This window comes from Pandoraea sp. E26 (assembly GCF_000681415.1).
Classification (GTDB): domain Bacteria; phylum Pseudomonadota; class Gammaproteobacteria; order Burkholderiales; family Burkholderiaceae; genus Pandoraea; species Pandoraea pnomenusa.
Genome location: NZ_AYXJ01000029.1, coordinates 150,097 through 164,950, shown reverse-complemented (window position 1 = coordinate 164,950; position 14,854 = coordinate 150,097). Strand labels below are relative to the sequence as shown.

Below are 14,854 nucleotides of genomic sequence, written 5' to 3'. Positions count from 1 at the left end.
GCTCGACCGCGCCCGGCGTCGATCGGTGACTCCCGGATTACTGCTGGATGCGTGCGCTCTTGACGAGATCGCCAATCATTTGCGCCGTGGCCTTTTCCATCGCCACCTGCTCGAGTTGCTTGCGCAGCAGCGGGGCGCTCTCTTCGAACTTCGGGATCTGCGTGGCGCGCCTGTCGTCGACGCGCAGGATCCAGAACTGCTCGCCGACCTTCAGGGGCTCGGCGGACACGCCGCCCTTGGGCAGCTTCACCAGCGCCTCGGCGATCGGCTGCGGCCAGTTCTGCGTATTGCCTGCCGTGATCGGCGTCTTGAACGACACCCAGTTCAACTGGCCGCCCTGCGCAGCGTTCGGCCCCTGGCTGTACTGCCGCGCCAACGCCGCGAAATCGCCCCCCTTCCTGATCTCGTCGAGCACGGTCTGTGCCGTGGCGGCATCGCGCACAGCGATCGCGCTGGCGTGATATTCGTTCTCGCCCAGCGAGGCGACCACGGCGTCGTACTTGGCCTTGACGTCGGCATCGGTCACCGGGGCGGCCTTCGCATGCTCGGTCATGTAGGCGCGCGTGACGATCACCGTCTTTGCGGCTTCCAGCGCAGCCTGCACTTCCGGGCGCGTCTCGTAGTGCTGCCGTAGCGCCGCCTGCCTGAGCAATTCGTTCGCGATCAGTTGCCCCTTGAACAGCTCGCGCAATTGCGCGCTGTCCGGCTGGCCGCTCGCCTTGACCATCGCGTCCACCGACGCTTTCGGAATCCCGACATCGTTGACGCTCGCGACGACATCGGCGCCCAGCGGCTTCGGCGCGGCAGTCCTGCTGTCGACCTTCTCCCCGGCTTTCGTCTCGGACTGACTGTCGGTCTTGGCCGCCCTGGCTGCCATCGCCGGCGCCATCGCAACGCTCAGCGCCACCCATACGCCCGCGGCACCCGCCACACCCCACCCCCGGATGAACTTCGCTTTCATCGACATCTCTCCCACAACGTTGGCAGGCGCCGCGAGCGAATGGCCCTTACGCCTGCGTTTTCACAATTCATCCCGCCCAGTTGAGCGTGACGAGCACGACACTGCCCTTCGGGCCGAGCGACGCGGGCTGCACCAGTGCGCGCCCGGCCATCAGCTCGCCCGAGAACGTCTGCCCCCGGAACTGCCATTGCGCACGCACGCCGACTCCCGCGCCGATCAGCGTCGGCCAGCCGGGCTCGGCCACCAGGTGAGCCTTGCCGCCGTCGAGGAACGCGTAAGGCTCCCAGCGCAGTCCCTGCCATACCGGGGCATTGGCCCAGACGGCCTCGTTCCGGAGGTAGAAGCCGCTGTCGCCGGCAATGCCTCCCTGCATGAAGCCGCGCACCGAGTCCGTGCCGCCGAGGAAAATCTGCGCGTTGCCGAAGAGCGCTACGGCGCTGTATTGGCCGGTGAACGTGGTACGCCATGTCCATTGCGTCGGGCCGATTCGCGCGAGCGGCAATTGCACCGTCGTGCCGGCGTCCACCTTGGTGAACTGCGCGTGCGCGTCCTGCTTCTGGATACCGTCGAAGTCGCGCGTGGCATCGAACCACGGCAGGCCTTGCGAGACGCCCAGCGACGCGGTCAACGCACCCGGCTGCCCGTTTCGGGTGAAGCGCCAGAGTCCGGAGATACCGACACGCAGGATCGTGAGCGCCTGCGGGGACAGCGGAATGTCGTTGACATCGCGCTCGGTGGACAGCTTGGTGAGCGTGGCGTCCAGACTCACGCGTTGCGACGCCGATCGCCTGAGCACCGTGTTCCAGCCGAAAATCTGACTGAGGGTGCGGCCGTAGAGCAGCGCGGTGCCCCCGATGATTTGCTGATATTCGGAGAGCGCCGCCGTGTAGCTGAATGTTTGATAGCCGTAGGGAACGGCAGCCGAGACGACGAGCGCGTTGCTGTCGCGCGTGCCGGTGTAAGCCAGGCTCAATGACTCCTGCAAGCCGATGACGTTGCCGGCGTCCACGGATGCCCGCGTGCGCCACCGTCCCGTTGCCGTGCTGCCGTAGTTGTCCAGGCCAACGTTGTAGTTCAGACGGCTGCCGAAGGGGTTCTGAATCGCGACAATGGACTCACCAGGCGCTTGCCCCGGCAATATTTGGATCTGCGCCTGATTGCGGCGCAGCCGGTTGATCTGATCGACACCCTGTTCGAGCGCGGGCAGCGCCAGCACATCGCCGACCGATGCGGGGAAGGCCCACGCGGTACCCGCGTCCGTGAGCAGCCCTCCCCCGTCGCCCGGCTTGCCGTCGCCCGCCGGACGCAATGCACCGCCGTTCAACGTGAAGCCGCTGATGCGGCCCGCAACGATCGTAATGGCGAGCGTCCCGGAGGACAGATTCTGCGGCGTGGCGAGATAGGCACGCGTGGTGATGAGCCCGTCCGCCACGAATGCCTCTGTCAGGCGGCGCAGCAGCAGATCGATGCGGCGACGGCCAAGGGCCTTGTGCAGGAACGGCTCACAGATCTCGTCGAGTCGCGACGGCGCGAGCACCGCGTCGCCCTTGAACTCGACCCGGTCGATGCGAAAGGTCGGCTCCGGGTCGGGCAAGGTATCGACGTCGGCGTTCGCGGGCAGATCGGGAACCCCGGGCGCGGCCGAGGGCGACGTCTCGATCTGTGCGGGCCCACGATCGAGCTCGCGTTGCAGCGCGCTGTTGCGCTGCTCTTCCAGCAGTCGTTGCCCGGGATCCTGCTGCGGGGCCAAGCCCGGCGGCAACGCCGGTACCGGTGGCGTTTGCGCGAACGCGGTGTTCACCGTCCCCATGACAACCAGTGCCGCGGCCCAGGCACGCGTGGCGATCGTTGTGCGTATCGTCATAGCCCGAACCACGTCATCAAGCCAAGGTGCGTGCCGATGCGCGCCGGTTCACGGTATGGCACGTAGGCCGTCTCGATGCCCTGCGCCGCCCTCACTCCCCTGGCCCCGGTGATCACGCCGCCCTTGATCAGGCCACGTCCCGTCAGCACGACTTCGCCCGAGGCGGCGGAGAACAGGCCGCCGTCGTTCTGGGCATAGATGGCGGCCCAGTGATTGCCGAACCAGGCCTTCAGGCCACGCGTGCCGTTGTAGGCCGTATACCCGAGCAGGCCCTGCGCGGTGACGAGCGGGGCGTCGACCGTCAGATTGCCGGACCACGCGATCACGTTGCCGCCAACGTTGCTGGCGCTTTGTCCGGCACGCAGTGCAATGCTTCCGGCCGCCTGCATCTGCCCACCGTATGAGGTCGTCGTGCTGGACGCCTCCGCCTTGCAGACAATGAAGCACGAGCGCCGATACGACGCCTGTCCCGCCATGACCGCCTGATTGACGAACTGACCGGTCGCCGTCACCTGAATGTTCCCGCCATTGGTCAGCACCGTGCCGCCGGTGTTGAACACATTGCGGCCGGAGAGGGTGACGTTGCCGGCGTCGGCGATGATGTAGGACAGTTGCCCCGGCGCCGGAATCGCGCCGTAGTCGACGGAGAAGCCTTCGTCGCGCTTGGAGAAGAGCAGCCAGCGGCGGCCGCTGTTCGCATAGGCCGTCGCGACACCGCCGTTCGCACCTTCGAGATGCGAAATGACATTGCTTAGATCGCCTTGCGCCTGCATCGACACCGACTGATTCGATTCGACTCGGGCGTTCAGATTGACGATATCGCCGGCAGCGCGCATCACGACGTCGTCGTTCACACCGAACACCACACCGAACGCACCGCCCGGGCGGGACACGTCGGAGGTGTTGGTGATGGTACCGGTGGCGTCGAGGGTGACCGCGCCCGCCGACGTCGTCATCGCCGTATCGCGCGTCACGCCCTGGATCAGGCTGCTGACATTGGTGATGTCACCCTGGCTGGTGATCACGACGCCGCTGCGCTGGGACACCAGCGTCGATTGCGTGGCGCCGGCGTTGGCGATGCGCACGCCGTGGCTCGAGAGCTGAATCGACCCGCCCGTCAGCACAGCCGCGCCCTGCATGGTGGTCTGTCCCGCCGACTGCCAGGAGAGGTTGTTCGCGACATCGATTCTGCTGGACGGCGCCAGTAGCACATCGCCGGCGGCGGTGAGCGAGAAATCCCCGGCGTTGGCCATCATCGATCCGGCGTGGCGCACGCCGGCGCCAAGATCCGTCGTCAACAGCTGGATGCGGCCGGACGTGATGCTGCCGGACGGCTCGACGTCGAGCGCGATGGCATCGGGGTTCGCCTGCTGCCGGCTCGCGAGCGTGACCCAGTCGTTGTTGTTGTCGTCGGGCGAGAAGCCGGTGTTGAGCGACACCCGGCTGCTGCCCGCAATCACGCGCACATATGCGGTGGGCGACGAAAAGTCGTTGGTGATCGGCGCGCTCACCCTGACCGTCTTCGCAATGAGTTCCAGGCCGATGAGCGTGCCCGCAAGCCCGCCGCCCGCGACTTCGATCGTGCCGCGTCCGGTGTCGAGCACAACGTTGCGCTGATACACGCCGGGCGCGACGAGGACGTCGCTGAACGACACTTGTCCGGTGCTCAACGCGACGTGGCCGGTATTGACGAAGGTACCGCCATTGACCGTGATGCCGTTGGGATTCGCGAGCACGACGTTCGCTCGCGGTCCTGTCACGGCGATCTGGCCCTGAATCAGGCTGGGGGCCGTACCCGTCACTTCGTTGACGATGGTGCGCGCGTTGACCCCGCTGTTGTTGAGGGTCGCCCCGGCGCGATCGACGCTGAAGCTGGCGTAGGTGTTATGGGACACCCCGCGCACCGGCGGGGCGATCGCGACGTTCTGGCGTCCATCGGCGCCAATGGTGACGGACGTCGCCGTGCCGCCGTCGGGAACGATGCCCGCGGCACGGCAATGCGCGGCCATGGCGAGTACCGTCGCCAGGCTGAAGCCGAATACCCGTCTTACCGTTTGACGCGTCTGAGACGCCCGAAACCGCTGAATCCCCGAACCGTGTGAAGTGTGCCCGTCAATCCCGCCGGCCAACGGCGAGACTTCGCGCGTTGATTGCCAAGGCATCTGATCTTTCGTTTTTCTGGTTGTCGTACCGCTCGCAACATCCGAAGGCCGCAGCGGGCATGGCCATCGCCCTGCCCCATGCGGTCCCCGAACGGCGCCCCGCGCGCCGGCTATCGTGTCGTGCCGACTTTGCGCAGAGTGCCGCGCCCTTCGAATTCCTAGCCAGTGAGAACCGGCCCAGACAGAGCATTACGGAAGGGTTCCGAAATTTCTTTAAGTTATCGATCGAAGTTTTCCGATCCCGGACCTTAACCGCCGCGAAAAAGCGAAAGAATTCCAAGCGGGAGCCTTTCTGGTAAAGGCCCACACGCATTTAAAAAGAAATATTAAACGTGCCGTTGATATATTTTCATTATTTTAAAATCGGCGTCCGAATTATCAGGAAACCACATCAATTCTATTAGTTCGATACAGGATTTCCTGACGAAAACCGCCCCCCCCAAATCCTGGCCGCCCCATCAATATCGACGGACTCCGAACCTTCATCCTGCTGACTCACCGGCCCCTTCACATCTCGTCGACGGCTGTCGCGGCGGTAGGCTGACCGTCGTGTTGCTCCAGGGAGAAACGATTACGGGTGTCCACATAGAAGCTCGCGCCGAAACGCCCTACGGGGAAGTAGTTCTGCAACCGGACCCGCCAGGTTTCGGTGTCGATCAGCTCGTCGCGCGCGTGCATGCGCTCGACGCGCCCGATGAAGATGTGGCGGCTCGGCGTCTCCAGCGTCTCCCACAGCTTGCACTCGAACGCCACCGGCGCCTGCGCGATGCGCGGTGGCGCGACGAGACGGCTCGCCACCGGCGTGAATCCCGCATGCGTCAGCTCGCTCTCGGTCGGCGGCAAGCGCTCGCCACACGCGTGCATGCGGGCAGTCATCGCCTCATCGGTGAGATGCACGACAAACTCCCGATCCCGGAGAATGTTGGTGGCGGTGTCCTTGAGGGAATCGTCGTCGAGCCGGTTGATCGACAGCATCACGATCGGCGGTTCCTCGCCAAGCATGTTGAACATCGAGAACGGTGCGGCGTTGATGGCGCCGCCTTCGTTGATCGTCGTGACGAGCGCGATCGGACGCGGCACGATCAGGCTGGCCATCAATTTGTAGCGCTGGTAAGCGGTGATTTCCCGAAAGTCGATTTCCATGCGATATCCCTTGCGTCTCAAGCGCGTTTGCGAGCAGTGCGCCTGACGGGCGCGGGCGGTGACGCATCGTGCCCGGGCTCAACCACCTCCGGCAGACCCAGCAGCGACGCCAGACTCTTCTGACCTCGCATCCGGGTCGTCTCGATGCGACGCTCCAGCTCCTCGAGATGCGCCTGCATGCGGGCGATAGCGCCCGCGGCGTCGCGCGCCTCGATGCATGCCACGATGGCCGCGTGTTCATCGTGCTCGCACGGCGCGTAGCCTGGCGGCTCGTACAACCCCACGATGAGCGAACACCGCGAGATCAGCTCGGTGAGGTAGCGCAGCAGCACGGCGTTACCGGCGAGCGCGGCCACACGCAGGTGGAAATCACTCGCCAGACGCGCCCACGACGGCTGATCGAAACGATGCATGGCGTCGTGCTCGGCATCGAGCTGGCGGCGCAGCATGGCGAGGTCGTCGTCGGTCACGCGCGACACGGCGAGCTCGACCAGTGAACGTTCGAGCGCGCGACGCGCCTCGAAGATCTCGCGCGTTTCCTCGGGCGTCGGCTCCGCAATCACGGCGCCTTTGTTCGGTCGGAGCGTGACGATGCCGTCATGCGCAAGACGCTCCAGCACGCGCCTCACGACCGCCCGTCCCACGTCGAACAACTGGCAGAGCTCCGGCTCGGGCAGCTTCGTGCCGGGCGTCAGGCGATGCGCTAGCACGCCGTCGACGATCGTGCGATAGATGTGCGTCTCGATGCGCGTCTCGGCGCTCTGCTCGTCATCGCTCGCCACGGGCGAGTGCAGCGAGCGCAGACGGGATTCGGTGTCCCGGTCGTCAGCGGCGGACGCAGCCACGTCGGCGGCGCGGCGACGTGGCGTCAGGGGGGGTTTGGCAGCAGGCATGGATGACAAGGGCAGTAAGGTCGAAGTCGCGCAGTCGGGGCAATGGCGTTTGAGCGTCATGCCGGGTTCATCCCATGATGGCACCGGGCTCGGCCACACTCACTGAGTCCACGTGCGCGGCGATGTCACCCGGCGTGGCCAGCCAGATTTCGCCACGTCCGGCCGCCTGAGCGATGGGCGTGAGCACACGTCGCAGATGCCGCAGGCGATAGGGCTGGCCCACCAGGTACGGGTGCAGCGCGATGCCCATGACCAGCGGTTGTCCCCGCGTCGGATGCTCTGCCTGAGCGTACATCTCGTCAAAGTTGTCGGCAATCATGTCGGCAAATGCGGCGCCGTCCATCTGACGCCCGACGATCATCGGAATATCGTTGACTTCCTGCGGGTAGGGCACCGACCAAAGCGTGCCGTGGGCAGTGCGCATGCGCACCGGGCGGTCGTCGTGACACCAGTTCAAGGTATAGCGGTAGCCGTTGCGAACGAGCAGGTCGGGCGTGTGATGCGTCTCTGAAATCCATGGCGAAAGCCATCCCGACGGCGTGTGGCCCGTTGCCTGTGCCAGGCGCGAGCGGCAATGCGCCAGCAAATCGAGCTCGTGCGCATATTCGAAATCGCTTTGGCGATGGGCATTGGTATGCCCGTGCCCGATCAACTCGTCGCCACGCGCCACGCACGCATGCACAAGGTCGGGACAGTGATCGAGCAGCGCCGTGTTGAGCACCACGCCGGCGCGCATCGCGAGATCGTCGAACAGATCGAGGCATCGCCACGCGCCAACCCGGTTGCCATACTCGCGCCAGCTGTAGTTGAGCACATCCGGCTGTGGCGAGACGGGTCCCAGATTCGCCCCAAGTCCCTCCCCGAAGGCGAAATGCTCGAGATTGAAGCCCAGATAGACGGCCAGGCGCGCGCCATTGGGCCAGCGGTAAGTGTCGCGCGCCGTGATCGGCAGATAGTCGAAGCGATCATGCGTGCGAAGTGCACCGAAGCGCACGTCGCCGGTCTCGGCATCGTCAGGTTGCGAGACGGGAAGCGTAAGAGGAAGCGTAAGGGTCATCGTGTGTCGTCTTGAAACATTCGCGCACCGCCGCAGTGCGGGCGCGTTCCGAGTTGGCGCAAAGCGCATCGTCAACGAACGTCATACGCAATCGTTCGCAATTTCAGTGCCAGATCGTCAACACCTTGGCATTCATATCGCGCAACGTCATTCGTTCGAAATGTCGACGAGGTGGCATGCCTCTTGCGTATGGCGGGGACATGGCGGGCCACGCCCGTTGCCGGGACGCCGTTGCGTCCCTTTCGATTCGCTTCCGATGCATCGCTTCGATGTGTCCCCACGGAGATTGCCCATGTCTGCCTCTGCAAGTCACCACGCCGTCGGCGCCAGCGCCGCGACCCCGGTATCCGTCCCTTCCCGCCGTCGCTGGCTTCGCAACGGCACCGTGGCCCTGGCGGCCGCCTGTGGGTTCGTGAGTCTGTCGAGTTACGCAGCCGACACCGTCAAGATCGGCCTCGTCACGGCGCTTTCGGGCCAGTCGGCCCGCGCGGGCGAAGCGCTCACGCGCGGCATGACCATCGCCATCGACGAGATCAACGCGAGCGGCGGCGTGCTCGGCGGCCGCAAGCTCGAACTGGTGCGCCGCGACGATGAAGGCAACCCGGCCAAGGGCGTGCTCGCCGCTCGCGAGCTGATCTACAAGGACAAGGTGGCGGTGCTCTTCGGCGGTCTGGACACGCCGGTGTCGATGGCCATCGTGCCCATTGCGAATCAGGAGAAGGTGCCGTTCATGGGGCCGTGGGCCGCTGGCACGCCGATTACCCACAACGGCGCCAATCCGAACTACGTGTTTCGCGTGTCGGCAGTCGATGAAATTGTCGACGGTGCGATGGTGAACTACGCACAGCAGACCTTCGGTGCGAAGAAGCTGGGCCTGATTCTCGTGAACAACCCATGGGGCGAGTCGAACGAGAAAGGCATCGTCGCCGCGCTCGCGGCCAAGGGCATGAAGCCGGCCGCGATCGAGAAATTCGAGGCAACCGACGTGGACGTCACGCCGCAGCTTGGGCGTCTGAAAGCCGCGGGGGCTGACACGCTGCTGATGGTCGGCAACGTCGGTCCGTCCGCGCAGGTTGTGAAGTCACTCGATCGCATGGGCTGGAAGGTGCCCATCGTTTCGCACTGGGGGCCCGCGGGCGGGCGCTTCACCGAACTGGCGGGCCCGAACGCGAAGACCGTGCACTTCGTGCAGACGTACAGCTTCTTTGGCGCGACCACGCCGGTCAGCCAACGCGTCGTGGCAGCCCTCAAGGCGAAGTACCCGGACATCAAGGGTCCTGACGACATCACCCCGGCGGTGGGCGTGGCCAACGCGTACGACGCCATGCGTCTCACCGCGCTCGCCATCGATCGCGCGGGTTCGACCAACGGCGACGCGATCCGCACCGGCTTCTACAAGATCGACCGCTACGAAGGACTGATCAAGACGTACGTGAAGCCGTTCAGCGAACAACAGCACGACGCCCTTTCCGCGCACGACTATGTGTGGGCGCAGTTCATCGACAACCGCATCGTGCCGGTATCGCCGACCGGTGCGAAAGTGGCCGCGAAGGTGGCCGCGAAGTAAGTCGTTCAACGCAGGTCGTTCGACACCTGCAATGAAGCGACGCCGCGAAGCGGCGTCGCGGAGGACATCTCATGCAATGGATCTCGGCGCTCGTCGCCGGCCTCGGGCTCGGCAGCATGTACGGGCTCATGGCGCTCGGCTTTCATCTGACATTCGCCGTGAGCGCGACGGTCAATTTCGCGCAAGGCAGCTCGATGATGCTCGGCGCCGTGCTCGCCTACACCTTCTCGCAGACGCTCGGCTGGCCCATGCCGCTGGCGATCGTCGCGGCGCTGGCGCTTTGCGCCGTCTACGGACTGGCGGTCGAGCGCCTCGCCGTGCAGCCGTTCGTGCGACGCGGTTCGAGCGCATGGCTCATGGCGACGGTGGCGCTGGGTATCGTGCTCGACAACCTCGTGATGCTCACGTTCGGCACGGAGCCGCGCAGCCTGCCCTCGCCGCTCGCCCAAAGCTCGCTTCGGATCGGCGACGCGGGCCTCGGCGTCTACCCGCTACAGTTGCTGATCCCCGTCGTCGGACTCGCGCTTGCCGCGCTGCTGCATTACGTGTTGCGCCGCTCACGCTGGGGCATCGCGATGTTGGCGGTGGTACAGAACCGTGATGCCGCGCGACTCATGGGCATTCCCATCCAGCGCACCATTGCCGGCGCATTCGCCATCTCGACGCTGCTCGCCGGTATCGCCGGCGTGCTGATCGCGCCGTTGTTCAATGTGCAGGCGGACATGGGAACGGTCTTTGGTCTCAAGGCTTTCGCCGTGGCGATTCTCGGCGGGTTGTCCAGTGCGTGGGGCGTGATGATCGCCGGTCTGCTGTTCGGTGTGACCGAGTCGATGATCACGGCGACGCTGGGTTCGAGCTACACACAAATCATCACGTTCGGCCTGGTCATCGTGTTGCTGGCGATGCGACCGGACGGCATGTTCGGCCGCGCGGAGGTGCGCAAGGTATGAGCGATTCTTCTTTGCCGCTGGCGCGCCGTCCTGCGCAATCGCCGGCGCATTCCGGCGATGGGCCCACGCGCGACGGCCTTGCGCTTTCCGGCGCCCTCGCCATTGCCCTGTTGGCCATGGCCGGTGCGGCGTGTGTCGTGAACGGCTATTTCGTGGTGGTGATCGCCGGTGTCGCCCTGCTCGCGATTTGCGGCGTGGGACTGAATCTTCTGCTCGGGCTCACCGGGCAGATGTCGTTCGGCCATGTGGGCTTCTACGCGATCGGCGCGTATGCCGTAGCCATTCTGACCACGCAGGCGGGCTGGCCGTTCTGGTTCGCCTGGCTCGCCGGCGGGGCCGTGGCCGCCGTCACCGGCGCGGTGCTGGCGCTGCCGGCGCTGCGCGTGCGCGGGCCGGGACTCGCCATGGTGACGATCGCGTTCGGGTTCATCGTCGAGCACGGCGCCGTCGAATGGCGCGGACTGACCGGCGGGCAGAACGGACTGATGGGCGTGATGCCGCCGGGTGTGTTCGGCTTCGCGGGCAGCGAACGTGTGGTGGCCGTCGCCTCGCTGGCCGTGCTCGCCGTCGCGTTGATCGTCTACGCACGCATCTCTCGCGGCACCTGGGGCGCGGCGATGCGGGCCGTGCGCGACAGCGAAACGGCCGCGGCATCGATCGGCGTCAACCCGCTTGTGGTCAAGACCGTGGCGTTCGCGTTCTCAGCCGCGCTCGCGGGGTTGGCGGGTGGCCTGTTCGCACCGCTGCAGGGCATGGTCACCCCCGGCATGTTCTCCTTCCTGCAATCGATCCTGTTCGTCCTCGTGGTGATGATCGGCGGCGCGGGCACCATTGCCGGACCGCTGGTCGGTGCGGTGATCGTCGGCCTGCTGCCCGAATTTCTCGCCAGTCTCGAGAACCTGCGCCTGCTGTGCTTCGGCGTTTTGCTGCTGATGGTGCTGTGGGGCGCGCCCAACGGCGTGATCGGCGTGTTGGGGCAATGGTGGAAATCGCGACGGCCCGCCTCGCCAAAGGACACCGGCGACGGTACGGCGTCGACGTTGACACTGCCGGCGCTCCCGCCGGCTCAGCGCAAGGGACTCGCGGCGCACGGGCTGACGATGACGTTCGGCGGCGTGAAGGCGGTGTCGGACCTGTCCTTCGAACTTCCTGCGGCGCGGGTCACGAGCCTGATCGGCCCGAACGGCGCAGGCAAGTCGACCGTGCTCAACATGCTCTCGGGCTTCTACCGGCCGCTCGCGGGTACCCGCTCGCTCGGCACGCAGGCACTTCCGGCCGCAGGCGCGTGCGACAGCGCGCGAAACGGCGTGGCACGCACGTATCAGACATCGCAGTTGTTCGGCGGCATGAGCGTGCTCGACAACGTGACGCTCGCCCTGAGTGCGGGACGCCTTGGCGGTCTGCTCGGCGTGGCGCGCATGCAGAGCCGCGTGCGACGCGGCGAGGCGCTGGCATTGCTGCGCGCGTGCGGCTACCACGGCGATGTCGATCTGATGGCGTCCGATCTCGCGCACGTCGACCGTCGTCTCGTGGAAATTGCGCGAGCGCTCGCCACCCGCCCCAGCGTGTTGCTGCTCGATGAACCGGCGGCGGGCCTGTCGACGCAGGACAAGGCACAACTGGGCAGGCTGTTGCGCCAGATCGCGAACAGCGGCGTGGCCGTGGGCCTGGTGGAGCACGACATGTCGCTGGTGATGAGCCTGTCGGACGGCATTGTCGTGATCGATGCGGGCCGTTTCCTCGCGCAGGGCACGCCTGCGGCAATCCGCCACGACGAGCGCGTGCGTCAGGCCTATCTCGGCGCCGTCTCGGCCGACGCCGCCGTGCCCGTCGCGCGCGTGGCGTCCACGAACCCCGAGGTGCTGGGCGTCGGCAAGCTCACGGCCGGCTACGGCGCGGCGCCGGTGTTGCACGACGTCTCGATACAGGTGCGCGAGGGCGAACTCGTTGCGCTGCTCGGGGCCAATGGCGCGGGCAAGTCGACCCTCATGCGCGCGCTTGCCGGGTTGCATCGTCCGGTGAGTGGTGGTGTCACCTTCAACGGGCGCGACCTGTCGCGCCTGGACGCCGCGAAGATCGCCGCGCTGGGCGTGGTGCTCGTGCCCGAAGGGCGTCAGGTGTTCCCGGAGCTGTCAGTACTCGACAACCTGCGTCTCGGCGCATTTGCTTGCGGACGTTTGCCGCGCGCCACGCTCGAGGCTCGCATCGAGCAGATGCTCACGCGGTACCCGCGTCTGCGCGAGCGGCAGCATCAGCGCGCCGGCCTGCTCTCCGGCGGCGAGCAGCAATTGCTGGCGATTGCGCGGGCGCTGATGTCGTCGCCGCGCGTGCTGCTGCTCGACGAGCCGTCGCTGGGCCTCGCGCCCAAGATCATTGCGGATCTGTTCGCGTCGCTCGACGCGTTGCGGCGGGAATCGCTGTCGATGCTCCTCGTCGACCAGATGGCGGCGATGGCCCTGTCGATCGCCGACCGGGGCTACGTGCTCGAAGAAGGCCGGGTGACGGTGAGCGGCCCGGCGAGCGAGCTCGCCGGCGACGCTCGGCTCGCGGCGGCCTACCTCGGCGGTGCGCACGAGGCGGGAGCCGCGGCATGACGGCGCGCGAGTCGGTGCCCCCGGCTCCGCCCACCTGCGCCATCGGGCGCGCGGGTCTTGTCACGAGCCCGCACACGCTGGCGAGCGCCGCCGGCCGCGACGTATTGCGTCAAGGCGGCAATGCCATCGAAGCGGGCATCGCCATCGCAGCGATGCTGTGCGTGACGATGCCGCACTTCACCGGGCTGGGCGGCGACGGCTTCTGGCTCCTGGCCCGCGGCGAGCCCGGCGACGTCGGCGATGACACACCGCTGGCCATCTCCGGCATCGGGCAGGCGGCGCGGCACGTGCCGCAGGCACTGCGCGACGGCGGGGCCATTCCCTCGCGCGGGCCCGGCTCGGCGTTGACGACGGCGGCCACGGTCGCGGCATGGGAAGCGGCGTACCGCGTCAGTCGGGAACAATGGGGCGGCACCCTGTCGTGGGCATCGCTGCTGGCGCCGGCCATTGCCGCCGCCGAGGACGGCTTCCCGACCAGCGCCTCGCAGGATTTCTGGTACGCGTACCGCGCCGAGGAGATGCGCGACGCTTCGACCTGGCAGGGCTTCGCGCGCGAGTTCCTGCCGGATGGCCGCGCACCGGCGGTTGGCGAACGTTTCCGGCAGCCGGCATTGGCGTGGACGCTGCGGCGGCTGGCAGACGGCGGCCCCCGGGAGTTCTACGAGGGTGAGCTGGCCACGCGTCTGGCCGATGGATTGCATGCGGCGGGCTCGCCGATCACACGCGACGATCTCGCGGCCACACGCGTGCATCTCACTCCCGCGCTGACGCTGCCATACGGCGACGGAGTGCTGGCGACGTTGCCGCCGCCAACGCAAGGCGTGACGACGCTGCAGATCATGGGAATCCTGGCACGCCTGGGACTGAAGGACTGCGCGCACGGCAGCGCGACGTATTACCACCGGTTGGTCGAGGCGGTGAAGCAGGCGTTCATCGCGCGCGATCGCTACGTCGCCGATCCGGCGTTCGTCGATGTGCCGGTGACGACGCTGCTATCGGATTGGTATCTGAGCGAGGCGGCGTCTCGCATCGACGACCGTGTGGCGCTCGACTGGCCACATCGGTTCCGAGAGGGCGACACGGTGTACTTCGCCGCCACGGACGCGGCCGGTCGGGCGATCAGCGTGCTGCAAACGATTTACTTCGACTGGGGCAGCGGCGTGATGGCCGGCGACACCGGCGTGCTGTGGCACAACCGGGGCGCGGCGTTCCGGCCCGCGGGCAGTGCGCATCCCAATGCGCTGGTGCCCGGCAAGCGGCCCTTTCACACGCTCAATCCCGGCATGTACCTTCGGGCGGGACGGGCGCGATTGCTGTATGGGACACAGGGCGCGGACGGACAGCCGCAAACGCTGAGCGCGCTGCTCACGCGCCTGATCGACTATGGCATGCCGCCGCACGAGGCGTTGTCGCATCCGCGCTTCCTGCTGGGGAGGACATTCTCCGACAGTCGCGACAATCTGAAGCTGGAGCGCGATGCCGGGGAAGCCGTGTTCGTGTCGCTCGCCGAACGAGGTCATGCGGTGGCGCCGCTGCCGCCGCACAGCCCCCTGGCAGGTCAGGCGGGTGTCATCGCCATCGCCGACGACGGTCTGGCCAGCGGCGCGCACGACCCGCGCAGCGACGGCGCGGCAATGGCGGCGTAGTCGGCGGACTCGACGAA

10 protein-coding genes are annotated in these 14,854 nt (G+C 66.7%); 4 read left to right on the top strand and 6 right to left on the bottom strand.

Annotation, left to right across the window (positions count from 1 at the left end; translation table 11 throughout):
* Positions 1–37: 37 nt before the first annotated feature.
* From W930_RS0118580 to W930_RS0118555, 6 genes are all read right to left on the bottom strand, one after another.
* Positions 38–961: a peptidyl-prolyl cis-trans isomerase gene (locus W930_RS0118580; protein ID WP_051399323.1), complete on the bottom strand. Its 924-nt coding sequence runs from the start codon at positions 959–961 to the stop codon at positions 38–40.
* A gap of 67 nt (positions 962–1,028) precedes the next feature.
* Entirely contained in the window at positions 1,029–2,825 is a 1,797-nt protein-coding gene (locus tag W930_RS0118575; RefSeq protein WP_145929425.1) for a ShlB/FhaC/HecB family hemolysin secretion/activation protein, read from the bottom strand.
* Entirely contained in the window at positions 2,822–4,987 is a 2,166-nt protein-coding gene (locus tag W930_RS0118570) for a filamentous hemagglutinin N-terminal domain-containing protein (protein WP_235195560.1), read from the bottom strand. Before W930_RS0118570 ends, W930_RS0118575 begins: the two co-directional genes overlap by 4 nt.
* Before the next feature lie 507 nt (positions 4,988–5,494).
* Complete coding sequence (locus W930_RS0118565; RefSeq protein WP_023873233.1) at positions 5,495–6,130, bottom strand: flavin reductase family protein; 636 nt, start codon at positions 6,128–6,130, stop codon at positions 5,495–5,497.
* A 17-nt stretch (positions 6,131–6,147) separates the two neighbouring features.
* The gene (locus W930_RS28090; protein ID WP_141572759.1) at positions 6,148–7,023 is read right to left on the bottom strand and encodes a GntR family transcriptional regulator; all 876 of its coding nucleotides are present in this window, start codon (positions 7,021–7,023) and stop codon (positions 6,148–6,150) included.
* Between the two features lie 67 nt (positions 7,024–7,090).
* Positions 7,091–8,080, bottom strand: a complete 990-nt coding sequence (locus tag W930_RS0118555) for a polysaccharide deacetylase family protein (RefSeq protein ID WP_023873231.1) — start codon at positions 8,078–8,080, stop codon at positions 7,091–7,093.
* A gap of 292 nt (positions 8,081–8,372) precedes the next feature.
* Between W930_RS0118555 and W930_RS0118550 the strand changes: the two genes are divergently transcribed.
* The 4 genes from W930_RS0118550 (at position 8,373) to W930_RS0118535 (ending at position 14,837) form a co-directional block, all read left to right on the top strand.
* The gene (locus W930_RS0118550; RefSeq protein WP_080685199.1) at positions 8,373–9,647 is read left to right on the top strand and encodes an ABC transporter substrate-binding protein; all 1,275 of its coding nucleotides are present in this window, start codon (positions 8,373–8,375) and stop codon (positions 9,645–9,647) included.
* A gap of 71 nt (positions 9,648–9,718) precedes the next feature.
* A complete protein-coding gene (locus tag W930_RS0118545) occupies positions 9,719–10,597 on the top strand; it encodes a branched-chain amino acid ABC transporter permease (RefSeq protein ID WP_023873229.1) in 879 nt (292 codons plus the stop codon).
* Positions 10,594–13,191: an ATP-binding cassette domain-containing protein gene (locus W930_RS0118540; protein WP_028731233.1), complete on the top strand. Its 2,598-nt coding sequence runs from the start codon at positions 10,594–10,596 to the stop codon at positions 13,189–13,191. The genes W930_RS0118545 and W930_RS0118540 overlap by 4 nt, the downstream gene beginning before the upstream one ends.
* A complete protein-coding gene (locus W930_RS0118535) occupies positions 13,188–14,837 on the top strand; it encodes a gamma-glutamyltransferase family protein (protein WP_023873227.1) in 1,650 nt (549 codons plus the stop codon). Before W930_RS0118540 ends, W930_RS0118535 begins: the two co-directional genes overlap by 4 nt.
* Positions 14,838–14,854: the final 17 nt, after the last annotated feature.

What these genes read in the sequence shown, in the direction of transcription:
- W930_RS0118550 (WP_080685199.1), top strand. Translation starts at nt 8,373, where the DNA reads ATGTCTGCCTCTGCAAGTCACCACGCCGTCGGCGCCAGCGCCGCGACC.
- W930_RS0118535 (WP_023873227.1), top strand. Translation starts at nt 13,188, where the DNA reads ATGACGGCGCGCGAGTCGGTGCCCCCGGCTCCGCCCACCTGCGCCATC.
- W930_RS0118540 (WP_028731233.1), top strand. Translation starts at nt 10,594, where the DNA reads ATGAGCGATTCTTCTTTGCCGCTGGCGCGCCGTCCTGCGCAATCGCCG.
- W930_RS28090 (WP_141572759.1), bottom strand. Translation starts at nt 7,023, where the DNA reads ATGCCTGCTGCCAAACCCCCCCTGACGCCACGTCGCCGCGCCGCCGAC.
- W930_RS0118575 (WP_145929425.1), bottom strand. Translation starts at nt 2,825, where the DNA reads ATGACGATACGCACAACGATCGCCACGCGTGCCTGGGCCGCGGCACTG.
- W930_RS0118545 (WP_023873229.1), top strand. Translation starts at nt 9,719, where the DNA reads ATGCAATGGATCTCGGCGCTCGTCGCCGGCCTCGGGCTCGGCAGCATG.
- W930_RS0118565 (WP_023873233.1), bottom strand. Translation starts at nt 6,130, where the DNA reads ATGGAAATCGACTTTCGGGAAATCACCGCTTACCAGCGCTACAAATTG.
- W930_RS0118580 (WP_051399323.1), bottom strand. Translation starts at nt 961, where the DNA reads ATGAAAGCGAAGTTCATCCGGGGGTGGGGTGTGGCGGGTGCCGCGGGC.
- W930_RS0118555 (WP_023873231.1), bottom strand. Translation starts at nt 8,080, where the DNA reads ATGACCCTTACGCTTCCTCTTACGCTTCCCGTCTCGCAACCTGACGAT.
- W930_RS0118570 (WP_235195560.1), bottom strand. Translation starts at nt 4,987, where the DNA reads ATGCCTTGGCAATCAACGCGCGAAGTCTCGCCGTTGGCCGGCGGGATT.